We start from the raw sequence: 25,272 nt of genomic DNA on the forward strand, positions 1-25,272 counted from the left end.
TGTTCATCCGGGAGCAAGAGCCGATTGCCCCGCCTGTCCCGCCCCCTTACGAGGCGGGGGTGAGCAGGGAGCAAGAGCAGACAGACGCGCCGCGGGACGACCGCCGCGCCGCGGGGCGGGCGGCGACCCCCGAGCAGGTCCGGTTCGTCGCCGATACGGGGGCGAGCGCCGGCGGCGTGACCGCGATCGTCGCCGCGCCGACCAGTTTCGAGATCGTCAACGCCGCGTTCGGACGCGCGCTGGGCGACCGGCTGGTGCAGGCGATGGCCGCGCGGCTCGACGCGGTGCTGGCCGATTATCGCAGCGTCGCGGAGCGCGCCGGCGCGACCTTTTCGATGCTGGTCGGCGGGCCGCCGGCCGAGGGCGACCGGGCGGCGGCGGCGGTCGAGCGTGCGCTGGGCGCGCCGTTCGCGGTGGACGGCGAGACGATCCATGTCGGCGCGCGGATCGGGCTGGCGCGGATGAGCGAGGGCGAGCCGGTAAGCGACCTGCTGTTCCGGGCGGCCGGCGCGCTGGAGCGCGCCCGCGCCAGCGACGGCGCCACCACGCGCGTGGCGAGCGAGGGCGAGGGCGCGGCGCTGGCGGCGCTGGCCGCGGACCTCCACCGCGCGATCGAGCGCGGCGAGATCGACGTGCTGTTCCAGCCGCAGGTGGCGATGGCCGATGGCCGCATCATCGGCGCGGAGGCGCTGGTGCGCTGGGCGCATCCACGGCTCGGCCCGCTGGGCGCGGAACGGTTGCTGGCGGCGGCGGAGCGTGCCGACCTGGGCGTGGCGCTATCCGACCATGTCCAGACGCTGGCGATGGCGCGGATGGCGATGTGGCCGGAATCCTTGCGCGGGTTGCGGGTGTCGCTGAACGTCACCGCGGCGGACATCTCGCGCGACGGCTTCGCCGCGCAGTTCCTCGATCGCGTAGCGGCGGCGGGGATCGCGCCGGAACAGGTGACCGCGGAGGTGACCGAAAGCGGCGTGATCCATGATCTGGCGGCGGCGAACCGCGCGCTGGCCGCGCTGCGGGAGGGCGGGTGCCGGGTGGCGCTGGACGATTTCGGGACCGGCTATTCCAGCCTCGCCTATCTGTCGCAGTTGCCGCTGGATTACCTCAAGATCGACCGCGCGCTGACGCAGGCGATCGACGGCGACGCGCGCGGGCGCACGGTCGTAGACGGCGTCATCACGATCGCCGCCGGACTGGGGCTGGAGACGATCGCGGAGGGTGTCGAGACCGAGGCGCAGCGCGCCTTGCTGGCGGCGCGTGGCTGCACTTACTATCAGGGCTTCCTGTGCGCCGGGGCGCTCGACGATGCGGCGCTGGCGCGGCTGGTGGAGGGTCGGCGATGAGATATGGCGTGGCGATCGCGGCGGCGGCGATGATGGCGCCCGCGGCCGCCGGGGCGGAGGCCGCGGCGACGCCGCAGGTCGCGATCACGGCCGCGATGGCCGACAGTGCGGCGGGCTGGGATGCGGGCGACTTGCCGAAGTTCATGGCGATCTATGCCGATGATGCCATCTATGTCGCAGGTGACAAGGTGGTCGGCGGCAAGGCGGCGATCGCTGCGCGTTATGCCAAAAGCTTCACGGCCGGCGGCAATGCCCGCGGGCGGCTGCGTTTCCAGCCGCAGGCGTGGCGGACGCTGAGCGCGGTCCACATGCTGCTGGTGGCGCGCTGGACGCTGACGCCCGACGGCGATGCCAAACCGCAGACCGGGCTGACGACGCTGGTGTTCGAGCGGCGCAAGGCGGGCTGGCGGATCATTTCGGATCACAGCAGCTGAGGACGGCGCGGCGCGTGACCCCGGGGAGATCCCGGCTTTCGCCGGGATGACGCCTGGGGCGGGCCCCGATGATGTTTGCGGCCGGCGTCACCCCGCCGCCTTGGCCAACCCCTTCGACAGTTGCAGCGCGCCGTGCAGCCGCGCTTGCGGGTCGTTCCACGCGCGCGTCAGCGCCAGTTTCGAATCCGGGCGCAGCTTCGCGATGCCGCCCAGCTTGTCGACATAGGCGAGCAGGGCCGGCACGTTGGGCGGCGTATCGTCGTGGAAGGTCACCAGTGCGCCCTTCGGCCCCACGTCCAGCTTGGCGACGCACGCGGTTCGCGCGTTGAGTTTGATCTCCATGATCTTGACCAGATTGTCGGTCGCCTCCGGCAGCGCGCCGAAGCGGTCGATCATTTCCGCGGCGAATTCATCCAGTCCGCGCACGTCCTCCACATCGTTGAGGCGCCGGTACAGGCCCATGCGCAGGTCGAGGTCGGGGACGTACTCCTCCGGGATCAGGATCGGCGCATCGACGGTGATCTGCGGCGAGAAGTCGCGCTGGCGCTCGCGCAGGCCGCCCGCCTTGGCCTCCATGATCGCCTCTTCCAGCATCGACTGGTAGAGTTCGTAACCGACTTCCTTGATATGCCCCGATTGCTCGTCGCCCAGCAGGTTGCCGGCGCCGCGGATGTCGAGATCGTGGCTGGCGAGCTGGAAACCGGCGCCGAGCGAATCGAGGTCGGACAGCACCTTCAGCCGCTTCTCCGCCGCCTCGGTCATCTGCCGTTCGGGGGGCGCGACCATATAGGCGTAGGCGCGCGTCTTCGACCGGCCGACGCGGCCGCGCAGCTGGTAGAGCTGCGCCAGCCCGAAGCGGTCGGCGCGATTGACAATCATCGTGTTGGCGGACGGAATGTCGATGCCGCTTTCGATGATGGTGGTCGACACCAGCACCTCGAACTTGCGGTCGTAGAAGGCGCTCATCCGCTCCTCGACCTCGGTCGGCGCCATCTGGCCGTGCGCGACGACGTAGCGGATCTCGGGCACTTCCTTGCGCAGATACTCCTCCAGGTCCGGCAGGTCGGCGACGCGCGGGGTCACGACAAAGCTTTGCCCGCCGCGATAATGTTCGCGCAGCAGCGCCTCGCGCAGGACGACCGGATCCCACGGCATGACATAGGTGCGCACCGCCAGGCGATCCACCGGCGGGGTCTGGATCACCGACAGCTCGCGCAGCCCCGACATTGCCATCTGGAGCGTGCGCGGGATGGGCGTGGCGGTGAGCGTCAGCATATGGACGTCGGCGCGCAGCGTCTTGAGCCGTTCCTTGTGCGTCACCCCGAACCGCTGTTCCTCATCGACGATGACGAGGCCGAGGCGCTTGAAATCGACGCCCTTGGCGAGCAGCGCGTGGGTGCCGATGACGATGTCGATCGTGCCCGCGGCCAGGCCCTCCTTGACCTTCTTCGCCTCGGCGGCGGGGACGAGGCGGGAGAGACGCCCGATCTCCAGCGGGAAGCCCTCGAACCGTTGCAGGAAATTCTGGTGGTGCTGACGCGCGAGCAGCGTGGTGGGGCACACGACCGCCACCTGCATCCCCGCCATCGCCGCGACGAAGGCGGCGCGCAACGCGACCTCGGTCTTGCCGAAGCCGACGTCGCCGACGATCAGCCGGTCCATCGGCTTGCCCGCCGACAGATCGCCCAGCACGTCGGCGATCGCGCGATCCTGATCGTCGGTTTCCTCGTACGGGAAGCGATCGACGAAACTGGGATAGCCGCTCTGGTCCGGCTCCGCGACCTCGCCGGGGCGCAGCGCGCGTTCGGCGGCGACCGCGATCAGCTCACCCGCGATCTCGCGGATGCGCTCCTTCATCTTCGACTTGCGGCGCTGCCATGCCTCGCCGCCGAGCCGGTCGAGCGTGCCGCCCTCCTCCGACGAGCCGTAGCGCGAGAGGACCTCGAGGTTTTCGACCGGGATGTAGAGCTTGTCGCCGCCGGCATATTCCAGTGCGACGCAATCGTGCGGCGCCTTCGCGACCGGCACCTGCGTCAGCCCGACATAGCGGCCGATGCCGTGATCGGTATGCACCACCAGATCGCCGGGCGACAGCGTCGCCAGTTCGGCGAGGAAGGCGTCGGCGGACTTGCGGCGCTTGCTGCGGCGGATCAGCCGGTCGCCGAGCATGTCCTGTTCGGTCAGCACCGCGACGTCGGGCGCGGCGAAGCCATGGTCGAGCGGCACGACCGTCAGCGCGACGCCGCGATCGGCGATGCCCAGCGCCTCCTGCCACGTATCGGCCAGCGCCGCGCCGGTCAGGCCGTGGTCCTGAAGGAGGCTGCGCAGCCGTTCCCGCGCGCCGATCGAATAGCTGGCGAGCACCGGCTTGCGGCCGTCCTTGCGCAGCCGGGCGACGTGCGCGACGACCGCTTCGTAGACGTTGCTCTGGTTCGCGCGCTCCGGCGCGAAGTCGCGCGGGCCGTCGACGTTGAAGTCGAGCACCGTCGCCGATTCGGGTTCGTGGAACGGCGTGACGAGATGCGCGGGCGCGTCCGCGACGCGCGCGGCCCATTCCTTCGGATCGAGATACAGCGTCTTCGCCGGCAGCGCGCGATAGCTGCCCGGTTCGGCCGCCTCGGCGCGTTTGCGATTGTCGTAATAATCGGCGATTGCCTCCAGGCGCGATTCGACCGCCGCGGGCGTGCCGGCATCGCGCACGACGATCGCGTCGTCGCCCAGATGGTCCCACACCGTCGCCAGCTTGTCCTCGAACAGCGGCAGCCAGTGTTCCATGCCCGCCAGCCGTCGTCCCTCGCTGACCGCCTGATACAGCGGGTCGCCCGTGGCGGTGGCGCCGAACGTCTCGCGATAGCGGGTGCGGAACCGCTTCACGCTGTCCTCGTCGAGCAGCGCTTCGGAGGCGGGGAGCAGGACGAAGCGGTCGATCCGCCCGGTGGTGCGCTGGTCGGCGGGGTCGAAGGTGCGCACGCTTTCGATCTCGTCGCCGAAGAAATCGAGGCGCAGCGCCTGCTGCTCGCCGCTGGGGAACAGATCGACCAGCCCGCCTCGGACCGCATATTCGCCCTGATCGTGGACGGTATCGGTGCGGACGTAGCCGTTCGCCTGGAGCAGCGCGCCCAGTTTCTCGATCCCCAGCCGCGCGCCCGGCTTCAGCTCCGCCACCAGTTGCCGGATGCGGAACGGCGTCAGCGTGCGCTGCGTCATCGCATTGACGGTGGTCAGCACCAGCTGCGCCGCGCCTGGCTTGTGCTGGAGCCGGTGGAGCGTGCCGATCCGTTCGGCCATGATCCGCAGCGTCGGGCTGGCGCGATCGAAGGGCAGGCAGTCCCAGGCGGGCAGCTGCACCACCTCCAGCTCCGGCGCGAAGAAGGTAGCGGCACCGGCGATCGCGCGCATTTGCGCCTCGTCGGGGGCGACGAATACCGCGCGGGCGGGCGCGGCGCGCGCCAGATCGGCGAGTAGCACCGGCAGGAAGCCGGCCGGCACGCCGGACAGGGTCAGCGGCGCGGCGGCCTTCAGGATCGTGGACAGGTCGGGCATCAGAAACCTTCATAGCCCTCTCCCCACCGGGGAGAGGGGCGGGTGTCTCACCGGGAGGCTCGCCTCTGCGAGACCCCGGCCCCTCACCCCGGCCCTCTCCCCGACGGGGAGAGAGAGACAGAACTCACATCCCCGGATTAAGCACCGTGACGAAATCGACGCGGCGCATCGTGTCCATCATTTCCCCCTCCCATTCGGGCGGGCAGGGGATGGAGCCGATCGCCCAGCCCATGATGTCGACATCCTGTTCCTCCAGCAGCGCCTCGAACCAGCCGAGCTGGTCGGGCGACCAGCCGGCGCCGTGCGCGTCAAAAAAGCCCCCGATCATCAGATCGGCCTCGCGCGTGCCGCGGTGCCAGGCGCGGAAGCGCAGGCGTTTCAGGCGGATGTCGTGGTCCATCAAACTCTTTCGTCATGCCAGCGGATGCTGGCATCTTTCTGCGGCAGGTGTGCCCGGTCACGCAAAGATGCCAGCTTTCGCTGGCATGACGGGCAACGGCGGAATAGTCGGACGGACATAGTCATGCGACCCGATATCCTCAATCCGTTGTTCGCCGAGGTACAGGCGCTCAAGGGCGTCGGCCCGACGCTGGCCAAGCCGCTGGACCGGCTGGGCATTGCGCGGGTCGTCGACCTGCTGTTCCATCTGCCGTCCGGCTGGGTCGACCGCGTGGCGCGCGACGAGCTGATGCACGGTGATGTCAGCCGGACGATCGCGATCACCGTGACCCCGCGCGAATACCGCACGTCGTCCTCGCCGCGCGGTCCGACGCGGGTGCAGGCGGTGGATGCGCACGGCAACCACGTCAGTCTGGTCTATTTCGGCGGATCGTCCGGCTGGGCGAGGAAGCAGCTGCCGCTGGGCGAGGCGAAGCGGATTTCGGGCAAGCTGGAGCAATATGGCCAGGAACTGCAGATCATCCACCCTGAGATCGTCGGCGAGGACGATACTTTTCGCGAGCGCGAGGCGATCTATCCGCTGAGCGAGGGGATGACGTCGCGCCGGCTGGCGGGGCTGATCGAACAGGCGCTGGCGCGCGCGCCGGTGCTGGCCGAATGGATCGAGCCGAGCCTGAAGGCGCGGCACGGCTGGCCCGACTGGCGCGAGGCGGTGGCGCGCATCCATGCCGACCCGGCGGACGCGACCGCGCGGGCTCGGCTGGCCTATGACGAGGTGTTCGCCAACCAGCTGGCGCTGTCGATCGTGCGCGCCGACACGCGGCGGCGGCGCGGGCGCGCGCTGGCGGGCGACGGGCGGCTGCGCGATCTGCTGCGGCTGCCGTACCAGTTGACCGGGGCGCAGGCGCGCAGCGTCCGGGAGATCGAGGGCGACATGGCGCAATCCTCCCCGATGCTGCGGCTGTTGCAGGGCGACGTCGGGTCGGGAAAGACGCTGGTGGCGGCGATGGCGCTGCTGATCGCGGTGGAGGCGGGGGCGCAGGGCGCGATGCTGGCGCCGACCGAGATCCTGGCGCGCCAGCATTACGAAACGCTGCGGCGGACGCTCGCGGGACTGCCGGTGGAAATCGCGGTGCTGACTGGCCGCGACAAGGGCCGCGCGCGCGAAGCGACGCTGATGGGGCTGGCGGACGGATCGATCCACATCCTGGTGGGCACGCACGCGATCTTCCAGGAGGCGGTCGGCTATCGCGACCTGGGGCTGGTGGTGGTGGACGAGCAGCACCGGTTCGGCGTGGCGGAACGGATGCTGTTGCAGGACAAGGGCCGCCAGCCGCCACACGTGCTGGCGATGACCGCGACGCCGATCCCGCGCACGCTGACGCTGGCGCTGCATGGCGAGATGGACCAGAGCCGGCTGGACGAGATGCCGCCTGGTCGCGAACCGATCGAGACGCGCGTGGTGTCCGAGGAGCGCGTCGACGAGGTGATCAACGCGCTGGGCCGGCATCTGTCGGAGGGCAAGCAGGCCTATTGGGTGTGCCCGCTGGTGGAGGAAAGCGAGACCAGCGACCTTCAGGCCGCGGAGGCGCGCGCGGCGGCGCTGGCGAGCCGCTTCGGCGATCGTGTCGGGCTGGTCCACGGGCGGTTGCGCGGGGCGGAGAAGGATGCGGTCATGGCGCGCTTTTCCGCCGGCGAGACCGGCGTGCTGGTAGCGACGACGGTGATCGAGGTGGGCGTGGACGTCCCCAATGCGACGCTGATCGTCATCGAACATGCCGACCGTTTCGGGCTGGCGCAGTTGCACCAGCTGCGCGGGCGGGTCGGGCGCGGCGGGGGACGGTCGGTGTGCCTGCTGCTGCGCGGCAGCGCGCTGAGCGAGACGGCGCGCGCGCGACTGGCGCTGATGCGCGAGACCAACGATGGGTTCCGCATCGCGGAGGAAGACCTGCGGCTGCGCGGCGCGGGCGAATTGCTGGGCACGCGGCAATCAGGGGAGGCGATGTTCCGGCTGGCGACGCCGGAACTGCTGGGCGAGCTGCTGCCCGCGGCGACCGACGATGCGCGGCTGATGATCGATCGCGACGGCGGGCTGGAGGGCGAGCGCGGGCAGGCGGCGCGGGTGGCGCTGTACCTGTTCGAGCGCGACGCCGGGGTGGCGCTGCTGCGGTCCGGGTGATGCGTCAGCGCATCGCGGCGAGCGCGAACTGGTAAAGCGCGGGCGGTATTTCACGCGTCAGCCGGCAGCCGATGCGCCCGCCCAGCGTCCAGCGCACTTCCCCGGTGAAGTCGCCGACGACCGGCAGCGTGACCGATACCAGCGACCCCACCGGCAACCCGGTCTCGCACCGCGCCATGAAGCCGTGCGGGGAGACGTTGACGATCGTCATCGGGAAGGAAGAATCACCGGTGCGGCCGCGCGCGCGAAACATGGTTTCGTCGCGCGTCTCGGCGCGTTCCTCGAAGATGGCGATTGCCGGACGTCCCACGCGGATACCTTTCCCAAGCTCGATATCGACAACACGACATCCGGTTTAAGGAAGGGTGAAACGTTACGGGTGGCTAATCTCTTTACCCCGTTTGTCTAACGCGGGTGAACGATGCCGTGGTGCTTCTTTCCGGCCGATACGCGCACCGGCTGGCCGGCGAGCGTCACGACCGCGCCTTCGTCCGACACCTTTTCCCCGTCGATGCGCGCGCCGCCGCCCTTGATGAGCCGGCGGGCCTCCCCCTTCGATGCGGCGAAGCCCAGCTCGATCAGCGCATCGACCAGCGGGATCGATCCGGCGGCGGTGATCGACGGGAGCGATCCGCCGCTGGCCCCTTCCTCGAAGGTGCGGCGTGCGGTTTCGGCCGCCTCGTCCGCCGCCGCCCGGCCGCGACACAGCGCGGTCGCTTCGTTGGCGAGCACCTTCTTCGCTTCGTTGATCTCGGCGCCTTCCAATGCCTCGAGCCTGGCGATCTCGTCCAGCGGCACGTCGGTGAACAGCCGCAGGAAGCGGCCGACATCGCGGTCATCGGTGTTGCGCCAGAACTGCCAGTAATCGAAGTGCGGCAGCTGATCCTCATGCAGCCACACCGCGCCGGCGACGGTCTTGCCCATCTTCTGCCCGTCGGCGGTGGTGAGCAGCGGGGTGGTGATGCCGAACACCTCCGTCCCGTCCATCCGGCGCGCCAGTTCGATGCCGTTGACGATATTGCCCCACTGGTCGCTGCCGCCCATCTGGATGCGCACGCCGTGGCGCCGCGCCAGTTCGCGGAAGTCGTAACCCTGCAGGATCATATAATTGAATTCGAGGAAGCTGAGCGACTGTTCGCGGTCCAGCCGCAGCTTCACCGAATCGAACGACAGCATCCGGTTGACGCTGAAATGCTGCCCGATCTCGCGCAGAAAGGGGATGTATTCCAGCTTGTCGAGCCATTCGGCATTGTTGACCATCACCGCATCGGTGGCGCCGTCGCCGAATGTCAGGAACCGGCCGAAAATGCGCTGGATGCCCGCGATGTTGGCGGCGATCACGTCATCCGACGACAGTTTGCGCGCCTCGTCCTTGAAACTCGGGTCGCCGATCTTGCCGGTGCCGCCGCCCATCAGCACATACGGTTTGTGCCCCGCCTGTTGCAGGCGGCGCAGCAGCATGATCTGCACCAGACTGCCGACGTGGAGCGACGGCGCGGTGGGATCGAAGCCGATATAGCCGGGCACCACCTGTTTCGCGGCCAGCGCATCGAGCGCGGCCGCATCGGTCGTCTGGTGGATATAGCCGCGTTCCGACAGAAGGCGGAGGAGATCGGACGAAAATTCGCTCATGACGGGACGGGGCGTTACACGCGCGTCAGCGCCGCGGCAATTGCGCCGTGGGATCGACCGGGGTGCGCCCGCGCCGCAGCTCGAAATGCAGTTCCGGCCGGTCGGCATAGCCGGATGCGCCGCTGAGCGCGATCGTCTGCCCGCGGGTGATGGGATCGCCGCGCCGCACCAGCAATTTGGCGGCATGGCCGTAGACCGAGGTCCAGCCACCGCCGTGCCGGATGATGACCAGCCCGCCCAGTGCAGCGATACCGTCACCGGCATAGGCGACCGTGCCGTCGGCGATCGACTTGACGGGGGTGTTGAGCGGGACGGCGATCTTGATGCCGTCGCTCCTCTCCCCGCTGGCGCCCGCGCCGAAGCGCCGGACGACCTGGCCCGACACCGGCCAGACGAAGCGCCCAGGTGCGGCGGCGGGCGCCACCACCGGGGTGGTGGCGGGCAGCGCGCGCGGCGGCGGAGTGGCGGCCCCCGGCCTGGGGCGCGGCGGGGGCGTCGGGGTGGCGGTAGCGGGCTGGTTCGCGGCGACCGCGGGTTCGCCGCCGGTCAGGATCGAATCGACGTCGAGGCGGAAGGCGGCGGCGCGTTCGGCTGCGCTGCTCGCCCGGTCGGGTGCGGCGGAGGGGATCAGGATGCGCTGTCCCGCGCGCAGGATGAAGGGTTCGACCAGATCGTTGGCGGCGACCATTTGCGACCACGGGACGCCATAGGCGCGCGCGATCGCGATGCCCGTCTCCCCCGGATGGACGCGGTGATAGCGCCCGCCGGGGATCGACAGCGTCTGCCCGGCGACGACGAGATAGGGCTGTGCCAGTGCGTTGGCGCGCGCGATCGCCGCGGCCGACGCGCCGGTGCGCTCGGCGATCGCCGCCAGCGTATCGCCGCTGCGCACGGTATAGGTCTGTGCCGCGACGATCGTCGCGTCCGGGGTCACAGGGCGCGCTTCCCACGCCGGGCGCGGTGCGGGCAGCTGCGCCACGGGGGCAGCCGCCGTCGGGAATGCAGCGCGCGGGGGTGCGGGCGCCGGAGAGGGGGCGGCGGGGGCGGGGTAGCGGGCGGTCCCGCCATCGGGCACGCCCGGCGGGATACATCCCGTCAGCACGACCGCCAGACCGCCGGGCAGCAAGCGCCGCGGCGTCCTCCACCTTGTCATCCGCTATCCCCGCTACGACCGTGCGTACACGTCCCGCAGCGACGTTAACGACGAATGCAGCGTCAGGTCCAGATGCAGCGGGGTCACGGTTACCCATCCGTCAGAAACGGTGGTCAGGTCCGTATCGCGCGCGCCGGGCGTGGCGATCCCCGCGAGCGCCAGCCAGTAATAGTCGAAGCCGCGCGGATCCTTGCGCGCGTCGAAGCGGGCGCGGCCATAGTCGCGCAGCCCCTGCGGCACGACGCGCACCCCCTTCACCGCGGCCGGATCGCCCATCGGGAAGTTGATGTTGACCATCGAGCGCGGCGCCCATTCGGCGTCGAGCAGCGGGCGCAGCACCCGCGTGCCCCATTCCTCCGCCACGGCGAAGGACACGTCGTCGCCCGGCTCCACCGCGCCATAGACCTGGCTGAGCGCGACCGAGCGGATGCCCGCCAGCGCGCCCTCCATCGCGGCCGAGGCGGTGCCGGAGTACATCACGTCCTCGCCCAGATTGGCGCCGCGGTTGACCCCGGACAGGATCAGGTCGGGCGGCGTATCGCGCATCACCTGCGCCAGCGCGAACATCACCGCGTCGGTCGGCGTGCCGGTCACCGCGAAGCGTTTGTCGGCGAAGCGGTGCGCGCGCAGCGGCCGGCCCAGCGTCAGCGAGCGGCCCGTGCCCGACTGTTCGTCGGCGGGGGCGACGATCCACACGTCGTCCGACAATTGCCGCGCGATCGTCTCCAGCACGGCAAGGCCCGGCGCGTGATAGCCGTCGTCATTGGCCAGCAGGATCCGCATCAGCGCGGCTCCAGCCGGTTCAGACCGCCCAGATAGGGTTGCAGCACCTCTGGCACCGCGACCGAACCGTCGGCCTGCTGATAGTTTTCCAGCACCGCCACCAGCGTGCGCCCGACCGCCAATCCCGAGCCGTTGAGGGTGTGGACGAAGCGCGTCGCCTTCTCCCCCTCCGCCCGGTAGCGCGCGTTCATGCGGCGCGCCTGGAAATCGGTGCAGGTCGAGCAGCTGGAGATCTCGCGATAGCGCGCCTGGCCGGGCAGCCACACCTCCAGATCGTAGGTGCGCGCCGCGGTGAACCCCATGTCACCAGTGCACAGCTTCATGCGGCGATAGGCCAGGCCCAGCGCGTCCAGCACGCCTTCCGCACAGGCGGTCATCCGTTCATGCTCCGCCTCGCTTGCCTCCGGCGCGACGATCGACACCATCTCCACCTTGTCGAACTGATGCTGGCGGATGTAGCCGCGGGTGTCGCGACCCGCCGCGCCTGCTTCCGACCGAAAACACGGCGTCAGCGCCGCGAAGCGCAGCGGCAGGACGTCGTGCGCCAGAATCTGTTCGCGCACGATATTGGTCAGCGACACCTCCGCCGTCGGGATCAGCCAGCGGCCATCGGTGGTGCGGAACAGATCCTCCGCGAACTTGGGCAGCTGACCGGTGCCGAACACCGCCTCGTCACGGACCAGCAGCGGCGGGGCGACTTCCTCATAGCCGTGCTCGCGCGTCAGGCGATCGAGCATGAACTGCCCCAGCGCCCGCTGAAGCCGCGCGGCGTGCCCGCGCACCAGCGTGAAGCGCGCGCCGGCGATCGCCACGCCGGTTTCGAAATCCAGGCCCAGCGCGGGGCCGATCGTGTCATGTTCGCGCACCGCGAAGGCGAAGGCGGGCCGCTGGCCGCGTTCGTGGACCAGCACATTGTCGTCCTCGTCCGCGCCCTCCGGCACGTCGGCGGCGGGGATGTTCGGCAGCGCGGCCAGCTGCGCGTCGAGATCGGCGCCGAGCCGCGCCTCCTCTGCCTCCAGCTCCGGCAGCCGCTGCTTGAGCGTCGCCACCTCGGCCATCAGCGCGGCGGCGGTCGCCTCGTCCTTCTGCGCCTTCGCCGCGCCGATCGCCTTCGACGCTTCGTTGCGGCGCGCCTGCGCGGTCTGCGCCTCGGTGGTCACTTCGCGGCGGCGACGGTCGAGCGCGACCAATGTCTCGGCCACGGCCGGGGCGCCGCGCCGCGCCATGGCGGCATCGAAGGCGGCGGGATCGTCACGGATCAGGCGGATGTCATGCATGGCCCGCGCTATGGCGGCGTCGCGGGGGCGAGGCAACCCGGCCCGCGGCGACGGCGTTCTTGCCGCACAGACAGGCACAACAAGGAGAAGGCGCCATGCAAGTCCCCCATCAATCGGTCGTGCTGGTGGTCGATGGTCGCAAGTTGCTGTTCCTGCGCAACGAAGGCGACGAGGCCTATCCCAATCTGCAGGTCGAACATGCCGAGGAACGCCCCAACCCCGCCGACCGCGAGCAGAAGACCGATGCGGCGGGCGCGGCATCTTCAACCGTATCGGGCACGATGGGCGAAACCGACTTCCATCAGCAGGAGGAAGACCGCTTCGCCGCCGATGCGGCCGACCTGCTGAGGCGGCGGGCGCTGGCCAACGAGTTCGAATCGCTCATCATCATCGCCGCGCCGAGGACGCTGGGCGAGCTTCGCAAACATTATCACAAGGAAGTCAGCGACCGGCTGACCGGCGAACTGGCCAAGGATCTGACCGGCCACCCGATCCCCGATATCGAAAAGGCGTTGCTGTCCGCGTGACGCAAGGAAAAGGGCCGGCACCCCGGTCGGGGATGCCGGCCCTTCGGCCCGACCTATCCAGGGTGGGCGATCAGGCGGCCTTTGCCGACATACGCCGGCGCGCGACCAGTGCCGCGGCGGCGGCGCCGAACAGCAGGACCATCGGCGGCGCGGGCACCGGCGCGGGATCGCCGCTGCTCGACCCGCTGCTGGTGGACGACGGGGGATGCGGATGCCAGCCGTGGCTGGAGCTCCATCCCTTGGAACTGGAGCCGTAGGACGACGACGAAGTCGAACTGGACGTCGAGGACGAGGTCGACGACGAACCGCTGGTCGAACTGGACGAGGATGTCGACGACGACACATTGCCCGACGAGGACGTCGAACTGGAAACGTTGCCGGAGGACGAAGAGGAGGTCGAACTCGAGACGTTGCCCGAGGACGAACTCGACACGTTGCCGGAGGACGAACTCGACACATTGCCCGACGAGGATACGTTCCCGGACGAGGAGATGATCCCGGAGGACGAGACGTTGCCGGTGGAGGAAACGTTGCCCGACGAGGTCGAGCTGGCGACCGCGCCCGAGGAGGTGGACGACGACCCGCTGGTGCTGGACGTCGAGGACACGACGATGCTGCCGCTGCTGCCCCCGCCCGAACCGCCGAAGAAGCCACCGGCGAAGAAGCCGCCGCCGCCGAAACCGCCGCCGCCGAAACCGCCCGGATCGCTATAGCCGCCGCCGCCCGAATAGGCGGGAGCGGGGGGCAGCGGGACCGGAACGGGCGCGGCCTGCGACGCGATCGTCACGGTCGTCGGGGGGCATGCCGCGCCGGCGCGCACGACGCGGCGCAGCTTCGTTCCGGTGCCGGCGACCGAACGGCGGACCACGCGCGTCGTGGCCTTCTTGGCGAAGACGGTGCGGCCCTTGGTTTCCGCGACGTGCACGGCCCCGCCACCGATCAGCGCCCCCCCGCACGTGCACGCACACAGTTTTGCCAAGGCCATCCGCACGGACATGTGTTTCTTCTTTCGTTGACGGCGAGCCACCCGCCGCTGGGTCGATGCACAGAGTTTTCCTCATGCCGACAAACGCGGAATAATCCCTTAAGGGCAAGCGCGTTTGCGGCTGCCGTGCCCGCAAGTGTCCCGTCGCGGGGCATTTTTATCGAAACGGGCACATCGGCCGATCACCGGCGCGGTCGGCGTTCAGCAGTGCGACAGCGGCATCGTGCGACAGCCCGGTTGCTCGCTTGTCCCCGGCGTCGCGGCTCTCTATAGGCGCGGCCAGCGGGGGCGCCGAGGGGAGGACGAACATCCCCGGGGCGCGGGCGGGAGCAGATCGATGGCGACGGCAGTGGATCGAATCAAGGACGAACCCGGCGAGATTGCGGTACCCGATGTGGTGACCGACGACGGATACCGCCCCAGCGCGGACGAGCCGTTCATGAACCCGCGGCAGCAGGCATATTTTCGTCGCAAGTTGCTGGAATGGAAGGATGCGATCCGCCGCGAGTCGCAAGGGACGCTGTCGCAGCTGCAGGTCGATTCGCTGCGCGAGGCGGACCTGACCGACCGCGCGTCGAGCGAGACCGACTGGTCGCTGGAACTGCGCACGCGCGATCGCCAGCGCAAGCTGATTTCCAAGATCGACGCCGCGCTGCGCCGCATCGACGAGGGCGAATACGGTTATTGCGAAGTGACCGGTGAGCCGATCAGCCTGGGCCGGCTGGAAGCGCGCCCGATCGCGACGATGACGGTCGAGGCGCAGGAGCGCCACGAGCGCAACGAAAAGGTATCGCGCGACGACTGATCGCGCGCGGCGGTAACCTTCGCTTTACGCTCGCGGCGGTACGGCAATGCCGTAGCCAACGACAGGGCAGGGCGGCGCGGACGCAGATGGTGAGCGACAATCCCCAGGGTGATCCGACCGGCGGGCGGCGGGCCGTGTCCGCAACGGTCGCGCTGCGTGTCGAGGGCAGGGCCGGAACGGCGATGGTGCGGGTACGCAACCTGTCGGCCGGCGGGCTGATGGCCGAACTGCCCGATCCGCTGTCGCCCGGCAGTGCGGTGGAGGTCGACGTGCCGGGCCTCGGCTGGATTGCGGGGCATATCGTCTGGCAGACCGAAGGGCGCGCCGGCGTTGCCTTCTACAGCCCGATCGACATGGCCGCCGTGGCGATGTCCGATCCAGCTTTCCGCGACTGAACCATCGACACCTCTGGACCGGCGCCGGCAACCGTGCCAAAGGCGCCCGACCTTCGCACGCGGGCGTGGCGGAATGGTAGACGCAGCGGACTCAAAATCCGCCGGAGCAATCCTTGTCGGTTCGAGTCCGACCGCCCGTACCAGCCGAACGTACCGGATCGGTTGCCATCGCCGATCCGGGGTGCCGGTCAATCCAGCCCGTGTTCCAGGAAGCGTTCCGCCAGCGCGCAGTGCATGGCCACGCCCTTGGCCATCACCGCTTCGTCGATCGTCATGCGGGTGTTGTGGAGCGGCGGATTGGTGCGCGGGTCGCTGCCCTCCGCAGCGACGCCGACGAAAGCCATCGCGCCCGGCACGTCGCGCAGGACGTAGCTGAAATCCTCGCCGCCCATCATCGGCGCGGGCATGGTCGACCAGCCGCGTTCGCCGCTGATCGTGCCCGCCAGCGCACGCATCAGCGCGGTGGCGCGCGGATCGTTCATGGTGACCGGATAGCCTTCCTCGATCGCGGTGTCGGCGGTGCAGCCGTGCGCCGCCGCGATCCCCTGCGCGATCTGGTGGAAGGCCTCGCGCATCGCGCCGCGCGTCGTTTCCGACAGCGTGCGCAGCGTCCCCATCAACTTGACCTCACCCGGGATGATATTGTGCGACGAACCGGCATGGATCTGCGTGATCGTCAGTACCGCCGGGTCGGCGACGGGGACGCGGCGTGCGACATGCTGTTGCAGCGCCGTGACGATCGCGCAGGCGACCGGGATCGGGTCGATCGCCTCGTGCGGCATCGCGGCGTGGCCGCCCTTGCCGCGGATCGTCGCCAGCACGGTGTCGGTGGAGGCGAGCAGCGCGCCCTCCCGCCCGACGAACACGCCCGCGGGCGCGTTGGGAGAGATGTGGAGCGCGAAGGCGGCTTCCGGCCGCGCGATATCGAGCAGCCCGTCGGCGATCATGTGGCGCGCGCCGTGATGGCCTTCCTCGCCCGGCTGGAACATGAACACGATCGTGCCGGCCAGTTCCTCGCGCCGCGCGCACAGCGCCTTGGCGGCGCCGAACAGCATCGCGGTATGCGCGTCATGGCCGCAGGCGTGCATCGCGCCGGGAATGGTCGAGGCGAACGGCAGCCCGGTTTCCTCGGTCATCGGCAGGGCGTCCATGTCGCCGCGCAGCAGCACGGTGCGCCGGTTCGATCCCGCCGCGCCGCTGCGCCCGCCGCGCAGGATCGCGACGAATCCGGTGGTCCTGGTGCTATCGTGAATCTCCAGCGGCAGTCCGGCGAGCGCCTCCTTCGCCTTCTGCGTCGTCAGCGGGCAGTGCAGCCCGACCTCCGGCTCGGCATGGATCGCGCGTCGGAGCGCGACCACATCGGGGAGCAGATCGGCGCCGATCGCGGTCCAGTCGGTGCGGGTGGCGAGGGTGGTGGTCATCGGACAGGCTCCTTAAGGTGTCCGTTGTAACCGTTCCGTCACGCCGCCGGCAAGCGTCGGGGGCGGGCGTCAGGGCAGGCGGCGGGCGCTCTCGATGCGGATCGTCGGGGCCAGCATCTGCCCCTTCATCACGCCCTCGCCCAGCGTCGGCGAGGTCGGCGCGACAAGGATGCGGCGGATCACGTCCATCCCCTCCAGCACGCGGCCGAACACCGCGAAGCCGGGGTCGGCGCCCTTGGCGTCCATCGAGGTGATGTCACCGACCACGACGAAGAAATCGCCCGCCGCGGTGCCGGGGGAGGCCATCGCCATCGAAATCGCGCCGTCGACATGGCTCAGCCCGGTCTGCGTCGTCGCTTCATGGCGGACGGGCGGCAGCGTACGCTTCGGATCGTTGCGGGTGCCGAACTGGACGAGGCCGTAGCCGTCGCCGACCTTCACCGCGCGATAGAAGGCGACGCCGTCGAGCTTCCTCTGATTGACATACTTCAGGAAATTCGCGGCGGTGGCGGGCGCCGCCCTCGTATTGACGCCGATCACGATCGGGCCGGCCGCGGTGGTCAGCTGCACACGCGTCAGCGTGGCGGGGGTGGGGGCCGTTACCGGCGCGACCGGAGCGGGGGTGGCCGCCGTCGCCTGCACCGCCGCGGCGAGCAGCGCGGCGATCATGCCGCTGCCCGCGGGGCGCGCACGATCATCACCGGGATGCTCGCGCCGTCATGGCCGCTGATCTGCAGGACGTAACGACCCGGCGTCAGACGGAAATCGACCATCTTGCGGATGCCGGTGCACATCGGCCCGTGGCCGTGTGCGCTGGAGGCAAGCGCCCGGCCGGCGCGGACGACGTCGATCCATGCCGGCGCGCCCAGCGCGACGCGATAGGTGCCGGCGCGTGCGACCTGGAACAGCGCCACCCCGGCATAGGGGGCATTATCCGGCGCGGCGCGGCCCGGCGTCGCCGGCAGCGTCGCCGCGTCGATGGTGCCAAGCCGCACGTCGGCAGCCTGGCCGATCACCATCACCGGGGCGGAGCGGGTCGTCGCGCCAGCGACCAGCGGCGCGCGGTTGCTCCATCGCGCCAATTCCGCAGGCATTGCGACGCGTACCGTGGCGCAGCGCGGATCGTTGGCCGGATCCTGGGCGGCGGCGGGAAGGGCGGCAAGCAGCGCCGGCAGGCACAGCAGCGAAATGGGGCGCATCACGATCTCCTTCTACGGGCGCAGCGGGGCTCTTGCCAGCCATCTGTGGCGAAGGCGGGGCGATGCAACAAAGTACCGCGCCGCCGGTTGACCGGTCACGGCGAACTGACGTGGGGACAGGATCGATGGACGACAAGACGGGCAATTTCGGCGTCGATGCCGCAGCGGCGATGAAGGCCGGCGGCGAACGGATCGCCGGGCAATCGTCGGCGCTGGGCGTGACGATGATCGATCAGGCGCAGGCCAATGCGCAGGAAGCGTTCGCCGCGATGCGCGCCGCGGCGCAGGCCAAGGACTTGTCCGAGGTGATGCAGATCCAGGGCGATTACCTGCGCGCGCAGGGCAAGAGATCGATGGATCAGGCGCGTCAGATCGGCGAGCTGATCATGTCGTTCGGCCGCGCCGCCGTTACACCGCCTCCGCGTCGCGAGGAGTGACGCGGCGCTAGGCCAACGCGCGCGCCAGCAATACCAGATCATGCGCGCGTCCCGATCCGTCGCGGACGTGCGCGCGCAGCCGCGCCTCGGTTTCGAAGCCGAGGGCCTGGAACAGCGCGATCGCCCCCGCCTGATCGGCGGTCATCGCTGCGGTCAGCTTCGAGAGCGCGCGGTTGGTAGCAACGCGCATGATCCCTTCCAGCAGGTCGCGCCCCAGCCCCGCGCCGCGCCGGTCGGCGGCGACCAGCAGGCGGATTTCGCCGACATGCGCGCTCCATCCCAGCGGATCGCGGACCAGCGCGGCGGTACCGACCAGCATGTCATCCTCCAGCGCGACCAGCCCGTCGATCCAACCGTCCTCGATCGCGGTCAGCCACGCGGCGATGACGCGCGGTTGGCGCAGGTCGCGGCCCAGGAACAGCAGGTCGTGTTCGGGCAGGGCGTTGGCGAACGCCTGCATCGCCAGCCGGTCGTCGGCGCGAAAGCGGCGAATCCGATAATGTCCCATCTGCGCCGCTCCCGGTTACGCCCGGAACGTCCGCGACCCGGGCGACGCCGTCAAGCCGCTATGGTTGCTGGCTTTGCTGCGGCGATGCTGCGCCCGGCGTCGCAACATCGCGCAGGACCGGTCCGTCGGCGGACGCGTCCAGCAGCGAATCGCCGCCGAGCACACGGTACAACGTGACCAGATTGGTCGCGCGCGCCAGCTGTGTCGACACCAGCGTCCGCCGTGCGCTGTACAGCTGGCGCTGCGCATCCAGCGCGGAGAGGAAGGTGTCGATTCCGCCGCGATAGCGCGCGGTGTTGAGCGTCGCGGTATCCTGCGCCGCGCGGTAGAAACGCTGGTTGGCGGCCAGCTGATCCGCGATCGTCCCGCGCCGCGCTAGCGCGTCGGCGACCTCGCGGAACGCGGTCTGGATTGTCCCTTCGTAGCCGGCGAGCGCGGCGTCGCGCTGCGCCTGGCTGAGCGCGACATTGGCGCGCGCGGCGCCCCCTGCGAAGATCGGATAGCTGGCGCTGGGCGCGACCGAATAATTGAACGCCCCGCCGGTGAAGAGGCTGGACAAGGCGTTGCTGGCGAAGCCGAGCAGCCCGGTCAGCGAGATGCGCGGGAACAGCGCGGCGCGCGCGGCGCCGATCTGGGCGTTGGCGGCGCGCAGCGTATATTCGGCCTGCACCACGTCCGGCCGGCGCAGCAGGACGCCGGAATCCAGCCCGGCAGGCAATTCCCCGACGGTCGCGGCCGCTTCCTCGATCCCGCGCGGCAGCAGCGCGGGATCGACGGGCGCGCCGACCAGCAGTTGCAGCGCGTTGACGTCCTGTGCGAGCGCGGTGCGCTGTTGCGCCAGATCGGCCTCCGCCGTGGCGAGCACCTGTTCGGCCTGGCGCAGGTCGGTGCGCGGCGCGATTCCGCCGCGACGGCGCGCATCGGTCAGCCGGACATTGTCGCGCGCATTCTGCGCGGTCTGCTGCGCGACGTCGAACAGGCTCTGGTCGGCGGCATAGTTGAGCCACGCGGTGGCGATGTCGCCGACCAGCGTCAGCCGCGTCGCGCGCGCGGCGGCTTCCTGCGCGAAATAGCGCGCCTGCGCCGCTTGCGTCAGCGAGCGGACGCGGCCGAACAGGTCGATCTCGAACGCGGTGACACCCAGCTGCGCCTGGAACGTGCTGCGCCCGCCGCCCGTCACGACGGTGGTGCCGCCCGTACCGGTTCCCCCGGTCCCGGTCCCGGTGCCGGTTCCAGAACCGGGCAGGATCGTCGTGCCGCCGGTGCCGCCGTCGCGATAGCTGTAGCCGACGTTGGCGTTCACCTGCGGCAACAGGTCGGCGCGCTGGATGCGATATTGCGCGCGCGCCGCCTCGATATTGGCGACGGCGATGCGCAGGTCGCGATTGTTCGCCAGGGCCGAGTCGATCAGGCGTTGCAGCCGCGCATCGCGGAAGATGTCGCGATAGGTGACGGTCGGAAGCGTCGTCTCGCTCTGCCGCAGATAGGCATCGCCGGTCGGCCATGATGGCGGCACCGGCGCGGCGGGGCGGACATAGGTGGGTGCCATCGAGCAGGCCGGCAGCGCGACCGCCAGGAGCAGCGGGGACAGGCGGCGGATCATCGCGAAGGCTCCGGTTCCGGGGCGGGCAGCGCGGGGCGACCCTGCGGCGCGGGGAATTGCGGCGGGGTATCGCCGCCGCCGGGGCCGTGCCCATCGTTGCCGTCGCCATCCTCACCGCGCGGGCCGGTGCCGCCGCGCAATCCCTTCAGCCCGTCGCGGAAGCCGCGCCGTACCAGCACGAAGAACAACGGGATATAGAACACCGCCAGCACCGTCGCGGTCAGCATCCCGCCGATCACCGACGTGCCGATCGCGATGCGGCTGTTGGCGCCCGCGCCGGTGGAGATGGCGAGCGGCAGCACGCCGAAGATGAACGCCAGGCTGGTCATCAGGATCGGGCGCAGCCGGATGCGCGCCGCCTCCAGCGCGGCGTCGATCACGCGCTTGCCCTGGCGTTCGGCCTGTTCGGCGAATTCGATCATCAGGATCGCGTTCTTCGCCGCCAGCCCCATCGTCGTCAGCAACCCGATCTGGAGATAGACGTCGTTGACCAGCCCGCGCAGCGTGGTGAACAGCACCGCGCCGATCAACCCCAGCGGGATGATGAGCAGCACCGCAAGCGGGATCGACCAGCTTTCGTACAGCGCCGCGAGGCACAGGAACACGACCAGGATCGACAGTGCGTAGAGCAGCGGCGCCTGCCCCGACGACAGCCGTTCCTGATAAGACAGCCCCGCCCAGGCGATGCTGGTGCCCGGAATTTGCGCGGCCAGTTCCTCGATGCGGGTCATCGCGTCGCCCGAACTGCGGCCTGCCGCCCCCTGACCCTGAAGCTCATAGGAGGAAATGCCGTTGAAGCGCGACAGCGTCACCGGCGCCTGCGTCCAGCTGATCCGTGCGAAGGCGGAGAAGGGCACCATCTGCCCGGCCGACCCGCGGACGAACCACTGGTTCAGGTCCTCCGGCTCGGCGCGATAGGGCGCATCGCCCTGCACGAAGACGCGCTTCACCCGGCCGCGGTCGATGAAATCGTTGACGTATCGGCCGCCCCAGGCGGTCGACAGCGTGGTGTTGACGTCCGACTGGTTGAGTCCGAGCGCCGACATCTTCTGCTGGTCGATATCAATCTTCAGCGTGCCGACGTCGGGCAGCTCCGAGAGGCGCACGGAGGCGAGTACCGGATCGGCATTGGCGGCCGCCAGCAGGCGGTCCTTGGCATCGGCGAACGCCTCTTCGCTCAGCCCGCCGCTGTTAAGCAATTCCATCGTGAAGCCGTTCGACTGCCCCAGCCCGCGGATCGCCGGGGGGACCAGTGCGAACACGCGCGCATCGCGGAAGCCGCGGAACGCGGCGGAGGCGCGCGCGACGATCGCGTCGGCGGTATTCTCCTTGCCGTGGCGGTCGGCCCAGTCGGCAAAATTGAGGAAGCCCTGACCGGTGTTCTGGCCGCTCGCCCCGCCGCCACCGCCTCCGCTGACGGTGAACATCGTCGTGACGTTGCTGGCTTCATGCTGCGCGAAATATTGCTCGACCTGCTTCTGCACGTCGAACGTGCGCCCCTGCGTGGCACCTGCGGGGAGCTGGAACTGGATGCTGGCGCTGCCCTGATCCTCGGTCGGCAGGAAGCCGGTGGGCAGGCGCAGGAACAGCACGGCGAGCAGCGCGACCGTCACCGCATAGACGATCAGCCAGATCGCCTTGTGATCGATGACGCTGCGCACGCCGGCCTCATACCGCCGCACGCCGCGATCGAACCGGTCGTTGAAGCCGTCGCGCGCGCGTTCCAGAAGGTGCGCGACGCGCGGCGCCTTGCGCGCGATCCACCCCTGTTCCAGCGGATCGCCCTGTTCGTCGTGCTTCTGCTTCAGCAGCGTCGCGGTCAGCGCGGGCGACAGGATCAGCGCGACCAGCACCGACAGCACCATCGCCGAGACGATGGTGAGCGAGAACTGGCGATAGATCACGCCCGTGGAGCCACCGAAGAAGGCCATCGGCAGGAACACCGCCGACAGGACCAGCGCGATCGCGACGAGCGCCACGGTGATCTCGTTCATCGATTCGATCGTCGCCTCGCGCGGGGTCATGCCGGGGTTCTCCTCCAGCAGCCGCTCGACATTTTCCACCACGACGATCGCATCGTCGACCAGCAGGCCGATCGCCAGCACCAGTCCGAACAAGGTCAGCGTGTTGATCGAAAATCCGGCGACGTAGAAAACCGCGAACGTGCCCAGCAGCACCACCGGCACCGCGATCGCGGGGACCAGCGTCGCCCTCCAGCTCTGCAGGAACACGAACATCACGATGACGACGAGAATGATCGCCTCGAGCAGCGTCTTGACCACTTCCTCGATCGACAGCTTGATGAAGGCGGTGGTGTCGTTGGCGAAGGCGTAGTTCAGCCCCGGCGGGAAGGATTTCGACGCCTGCTCCACCTGCGCCTTGACCAGTTCGGCGGTCTTGAGCGCGTCGGCGCCCGGCGCCAGCAGCACGGCCAGCCCCGCGCCGGGGTGGCGATTGACGCGGCTGCGCGCGTTGTAATTCTCTGACCCCAGTTCGATCCGCGCGACGTCGTGCAGGCGGACGGTGGCGCCGCTGTTCTGCGTCTTGAGGATGATGTTCGCGAATTCCTCCGGCGAGGTGAGCCGCGACTGCGCGGTCACGACCGCGTTCAGCATCTGCGTGTCGGGCATCGGCTGCCCGCCGACCTCGCCCGCCGCGACCTCGGCATTCTGGTTCTGGATCGCGGTGACGACGTCGCCGGGCATCAGCTGGAACGACGCGAGCTTGGCCGGGTCGAGCCAGATGCGCATCGCATATTGCGAGCCGAACACATTGGTGTCGCCGACGCCCTGGATGCGGCTGAGCGGGTCCTGCAGGTTCGACGTCAGATAGTCCGACACGTCGCGGTTGGTCAGCTTGTCGGTTTCGTCATAGACGCCGACGATCAGCAGGAAGTCCGGGTTCGACTTGCGGACCACCAGACCCTGTTGCTGCACCTGCTGCGGCAGGCGCGCGACCGCCTGCTGCACCTGGTTCTGCACCTGCACCTGTGCGATGTCGGGGTCGGTACCCTTGGCAAAGGTGGCGGTGATCGTCACCGATCCGCGGCTGGACGACGAGGACTGGAAGTACAGCAGCCCGTCGAGGCCGGACAGCTGCTGTTCGATCACCTGCGTCACGCTGTTCTGCAGCGTCTGCGCATTGGCGCCGGGGAAGGTGGCACGCACCGACACCTGCGGCGGCGCGACGTCCGGATATTGCGCGATCGGCAACGACAGGATCGCGCCGACCCCCGCCAGCATCACGATGATGGCCAGCACCCATGCGAAGATGGGACGATCGATGAAGATGCGGGACATGGGTGCGTCAGCCGCCCTTGCCCGCGCCCGCCGCGCCCTTTTCCTGCTGCATCTTCTTCATCTGTTCGGGCGAGGGTGGCTCGATCCGCTGCGGCGTGTTCGCGGGAACGGCGGTGATCGCCGCGCCGGGCTTCAGATCGCGCAGCCCCTGGGTGATGATCCTGTCGCCCGCCTTCAGCCCGGCGGTGACGACCCAATAGGCGCCCTGCGTGCGCGGCGTGGTAACGGTGCGCTGCTGCGCCTTGCCGTCCGCGCCGACGACGAACAGCGTCGCATGCCCCTGCGGATCGCGGGTGATCGCCTGTTGCGGGACCAGGAACACGTTCTGCTGGATCGCCTGGGAGAAGGCCGCGCGAACGAACATGCCGGGCAGCAGCAGCCCGTCGGGATTGGGGAAGCGCGCGCGCAGCGTCACCGCGCCGGTCGACGGATCGACAACCACCTCGGCGAACTCCACCGTGCCGGTGCGGCCATAGTCGCTGCCGTCCTCCAGCTTGAGCCGGACGGTCGCCCGTGCCGGGGTAACCCCGCCCGACGCCAGCGCGCGGCGCAGTGCCAGCAGGTCGGCGGCCGATTGCTGGATGTCGACGAACATCGGGTCGAGTTGCTGGATCGTCGCCAGCGGATCGGCCTGCGTCGCACTGACCAGCGCACCGACGGTGAACAGGGAACGCCCGATCCGCCCGGTGATCGGCGCGGGCACGGTGGTGAAGCGCAGGTTGACGCTGGCGGTTTCCAACTGCGCACGGCTGAGCGCGATGCTGGCCGCGGCCTGCCGCTGCGAGGCGACGGCGTCGGTATAATCCTGCTTGCTGACCGCCTCGATCTCGGCGAGCGGCCGGTAACGGTCGGCGCGGACGCGCGCAGCCTCGAACTGCGCCTGCGCGTTGGCGACGCCGGCGCGCGCCTGGTTGGCGGCGGCGCGATAGAGCGAGGGATCGATCTGGTACAGCGGCTGGCCGCGGCGGACGATCGACCCTTCCGTAAAGAAGCGGCGCTGGATGACGCCCGACACCTGCGGGCGTACCTCCGAACTCTGGAAGGCGACGGTCCGGCCCGGCAGCTCGCTGACCTGCGCGACCGCGGTCGGCTGGACCACGACGAAGCCGACCTGCGTCGGGCGACCCTCACCCTGGGCGCCTTTGCCCCTGCCCGGTGCGCCGTCACCGGCACCACACGCGGACAGCGCCAACAAACCGGAGGCGGCCGCGACGCCCAACGACGCCCGGCCTGACAGCATCCGCATCCGCCTCGTCACCCTTTCATAACCAGCCACGTATCGCCCCGCCGGGACGCGGCCCTACAGGCTCTTTGTCGCAAATGTGTCGCAGGCGGCAACAAATTTTGCCG

The 25,272-nt window shown here is 69.7% G+C and carries 23 protein-coding genes and 1 tRNA gene; 10 read left to right on the top strand and 14 right to left on the bottom strand.

Annotated features, from left to right (window positions below; all coding sequences use genetic code 11):
* Positions 1-59: 59 nt before the first annotated feature.
* Positions 60-1,343, top strand: a complete 1,284-nt coding sequence (locus COA17_RS11285) for a GGDEF domain-containing phosphodiesterase (RefSeq protein WP_096612506.1) — start codon at positions 60-62, stop codon at positions 1,341-1,343.
* Entirely contained in the window at positions 1,340-1,777 is a 438-nt protein-coding gene (locus COA17_RS11290) for a YybH family protein (protein WP_245857713.1), read from the top strand. Before COA17_RS11285 ends, COA17_RS11290 begins: the two co-directional genes overlap by 4 nt.
* An 87-nt stretch (positions 1,778-1,864) precedes the next feature.
* On the opposite strand, the gene mfd is transcribed toward COA17_RS11290, so the two are convergent.
* Both mfd and COA17_RS11300 read right to left on the bottom strand, forming a co-directional pair.
* Positions 1,865-5,320: a transcription-repair coupling factor gene (mfd, locus tag COA17_RS11295; RefSeq protein WP_096612508.1), complete on the bottom strand. Its 3,456-nt coding sequence runs from the start codon at positions 5,318-5,320 to the stop codon at positions 1,865-1,867.
* A gap of 124 nt (positions 5,321-5,444) precedes the next feature.
* Positions 5,445-5,720, bottom strand: a complete 276-nt coding sequence (locus COA17_RS11300) for an FAD assembly factor SdhE (RefSeq protein ID WP_096612510.1) — start codon at positions 5,718-5,720, stop codon at positions 5,445-5,447.
* A gap of 123 nt (positions 5,721-5,843) precedes the next feature.
* Between COA17_RS11300 and recG the strand changes: the two genes are divergently transcribed.
* The gene (gene recG, locus COA17_RS11305; RefSeq protein ID WP_096612512.1) at positions 5,844-7,898 is read left to right on the top strand and encodes an ATP-dependent DNA helicase RecG; all 2,055 of its coding nucleotides are present in this window, start codon (positions 5,844-5,846) and stop codon (positions 7,896-7,898) included.
* 4 nt (positions 7,899-7,902) lie between these two features.
* Here recG and COA17_RS11310 read toward each other — a convergent pair whose 3' ends face one another.
* From COA17_RS11310 to serS, 5 genes are all read right to left on the bottom strand, one after another.
* Positions 7,903-8,208 (bottom strand): PilZ domain-containing protein, encoded by a 306-nt coding sequence (locus COA17_RS11310; RefSeq protein ID WP_082741047.1) that lies wholly within the window; start codon positions 8,206-8,208, stop codon positions 7,903-7,905.
* A gap of 95 nt (positions 8,209-8,303) precedes the next feature.
* Complete coding sequence (tyrS, locus tag COA17_RS11315; protein ID WP_096612514.1) at positions 8,304-9,530, bottom strand: tyrosine--tRNA ligase; 1,227 nt, start codon at positions 9,528-9,530, stop codon at positions 8,304-8,306.
* A gap of 25 nt (positions 9,531-9,555) precedes the next feature.
* Positions 9,556-10,683 carry a peptidoglycan DD-metalloendopeptidase family protein gene (locus COA17_RS11320; protein ID WP_096612516.1) on the bottom strand — a complete coding sequence of 376 codons (1,128 nt, stop codon included), beginning with the start codon at positions 10,681-10,683 and terminating at the stop codon, positions 9,556-9,558.
* A gap of 12 nt (positions 10,684-10,695) precedes the next feature.
* The gene (surE, locus tag COA17_RS11325; protein WP_096612518.1) at positions 10,696-11,466 is read right to left on the bottom strand and encodes a 5'/3'-nucleotidase SurE; all 771 of its coding nucleotides are present in this window, start codon (positions 11,464-11,466) and stop codon (positions 10,696-10,698) included.
* A complete protein-coding gene (serS, locus tag COA17_RS11330; protein WP_096612520.1) occupies positions 11,466-12,743 on the bottom strand; it encodes a serine--tRNA ligase in 1,278 nt (425 codons plus the stop codon). The genes surE and serS overlap by 1 nt, the downstream gene beginning before the upstream one ends.
* Positions 12,744-12,838: 95 nt before the next feature.
* Between serS and COA17_RS11335 the strand changes: the two genes are divergently transcribed.
* From COA17_RS11335 to COA17_RS11360, 6 genes are all read left to right on the top strand, one after another.
* Positions 12,839-13,270, top strand: a complete 432-nt coding sequence (locus COA17_RS11335) for a host attachment family protein (protein ID WP_096612522.1) — start codon at positions 12,839-12,841, stop codon at positions 13,268-13,270.
* Positions 13,271-13,332: 62 nt separating this feature from the next.
* Positions 13,333-13,527, top strand: coding sequence for a hypothetical protein (locus tag COA17_RS11340; RefSeq protein WP_096612524.1), 195 nt, complete (start codon positions 13,333-13,335; stop codon positions 13,525-13,527).
* An 87-nt stretch (positions 13,528-13,614) separates the two neighbouring features.
* Positions 13,615-13,983, top strand: a complete 369-nt coding sequence (locus COA17_RS11345; RefSeq protein ID WP_176484880.1) for a hypothetical protein — start codon at positions 13,615-13,617, stop codon at positions 13,981-13,983.
* 609 nt (positions 13,984-14,592) lie between these two features.
* Positions 14,593-15,060, top strand: coding sequence for an RNA polymerase-binding protein DksA (gene dksA / locus COA17_RS11350; RefSeq protein WP_066484912.1), 468 nt, complete (start codon positions 14,593-14,595; stop codon positions 15,058-15,060).
* Positions 15,061-15,149: 89 nt separating this feature from the next.
* Positions 15,150-15,455: a PilZ domain-containing protein gene (locus tag COA17_RS11355; RefSeq protein ID WP_245857715.1), complete on the top strand. Its 306-nt coding sequence runs from the start codon at positions 15,150-15,152 to the stop codon at positions 15,453-15,455.
* 59 nt (positions 15,456-15,514) lie between these two features.
* Positions 15,515-15,598: transfer RNA gene (locus tag COA17_RS11360), tRNA-Leu, on the top strand.
* A 45-nt stretch (positions 15,599-15,643) separates the two neighbouring features.
* On the opposite strand, the gene COA17_RS11365 is transcribed toward COA17_RS11360, so the two are convergent.
* The 3 genes from COA17_RS11365 to COA17_RS11375 form a co-directional block, all read right to left on the bottom strand.
* On the bottom strand, positions 15,644-16,876 hold the full coding sequence (locus COA17_RS11365) for a M20 metallopeptidase family protein (protein WP_096612528.1): 1,233 nt from the start codon (positions 16,874-16,876) through the stop codon (positions 15,644-15,646).
* Between the two features lie 69 nt (positions 16,877-16,945).
* Positions 16,946-17,545, bottom strand: coding sequence for a peptidylprolyl isomerase (locus COA17_RS11370; RefSeq protein WP_096612530.1), 600 nt, complete (start codon positions 17,543-17,545; stop codon positions 16,946-16,948).
* A complete protein-coding gene (locus tag COA17_RS11375; protein ID WP_066491893.1) occupies positions 17,542-18,075 on the bottom strand; it encodes a hypothetical protein in 534 nt (177 codons plus the stop codon). Before COA17_RS11375 ends, COA17_RS11370 begins: the two co-directional genes overlap by 4 nt.
* Before the next feature lie 125 nt (positions 18,076-18,200).
* Here COA17_RS11375 and COA17_RS11380 point away from each other — a divergent pair, with 125 nt between their 5' ends.
* Positions 18,201-18,512 (top strand): phasin family protein, encoded by a 312-nt coding sequence (locus tag COA17_RS11380; protein WP_096612532.1) that lies wholly within the window; start codon positions 18,201-18,203, stop codon positions 18,510-18,512.
* A 7-nt stretch (positions 18,513-18,519) separates the two neighbouring features.
* Here COA17_RS11380 and COA17_RS11385 read toward each other — a convergent pair whose 3' ends face one another.
* The 4 genes from COA17_RS11385 to COA17_RS11400 are packed head-to-tail and all read right to left on the bottom strand — an operon-like array spanning position 18,520 to position 25,162.
* Complete coding sequence (locus tag COA17_RS11385) at positions 18,520-19,020, bottom strand: GNAT family N-acetyltransferase (protein WP_096612534.1); 501 nt, start codon at positions 19,018-19,020, stop codon at positions 18,520-18,522.
* 58 nt (positions 19,021-19,078) lie between these two features.
* Positions 19,079-20,623, bottom strand: coding sequence for an efflux transporter outer membrane subunit (locus tag COA17_RS11390; RefSeq protein WP_096612536.1), 1,545 nt, complete (start codon positions 20,621-20,623; stop codon positions 19,079-19,081).
* Positions 20,620-23,922, bottom strand: a complete 3,303-nt coding sequence (locus tag COA17_RS11395; RefSeq protein ID WP_096612538.1) for a multidrug efflux RND transporter permease subunit — start codon at positions 23,920-23,922, stop codon at positions 20,620-20,622. Before COA17_RS11395 ends, COA17_RS11390 begins: the two co-directional genes overlap by 4 nt.
* A 7-nt stretch (positions 23,923-23,929) precedes the next feature.
* Positions 23,930-25,162, bottom strand: a complete 1,233-nt coding sequence (locus tag COA17_RS11400; protein WP_096612743.1) for an efflux RND transporter periplasmic adaptor subunit — start codon at positions 25,160-25,162, stop codon at positions 23,930-23,932.
* Between the last annotated feature and the right edge of the window lie 110 nt (positions 25,163-25,272).

This window comes from Sphingomonas ginsenosidimutans (assembly GCF_002374835.1).
In the GTDB taxonomy this organism is placed as follows: Bacteria; Pseudomonadota; Alphaproteobacteria; order Sphingomonadales; family Sphingomonadaceae; genus Sphingomonas; species Sphingomonas ginsenosidimutans.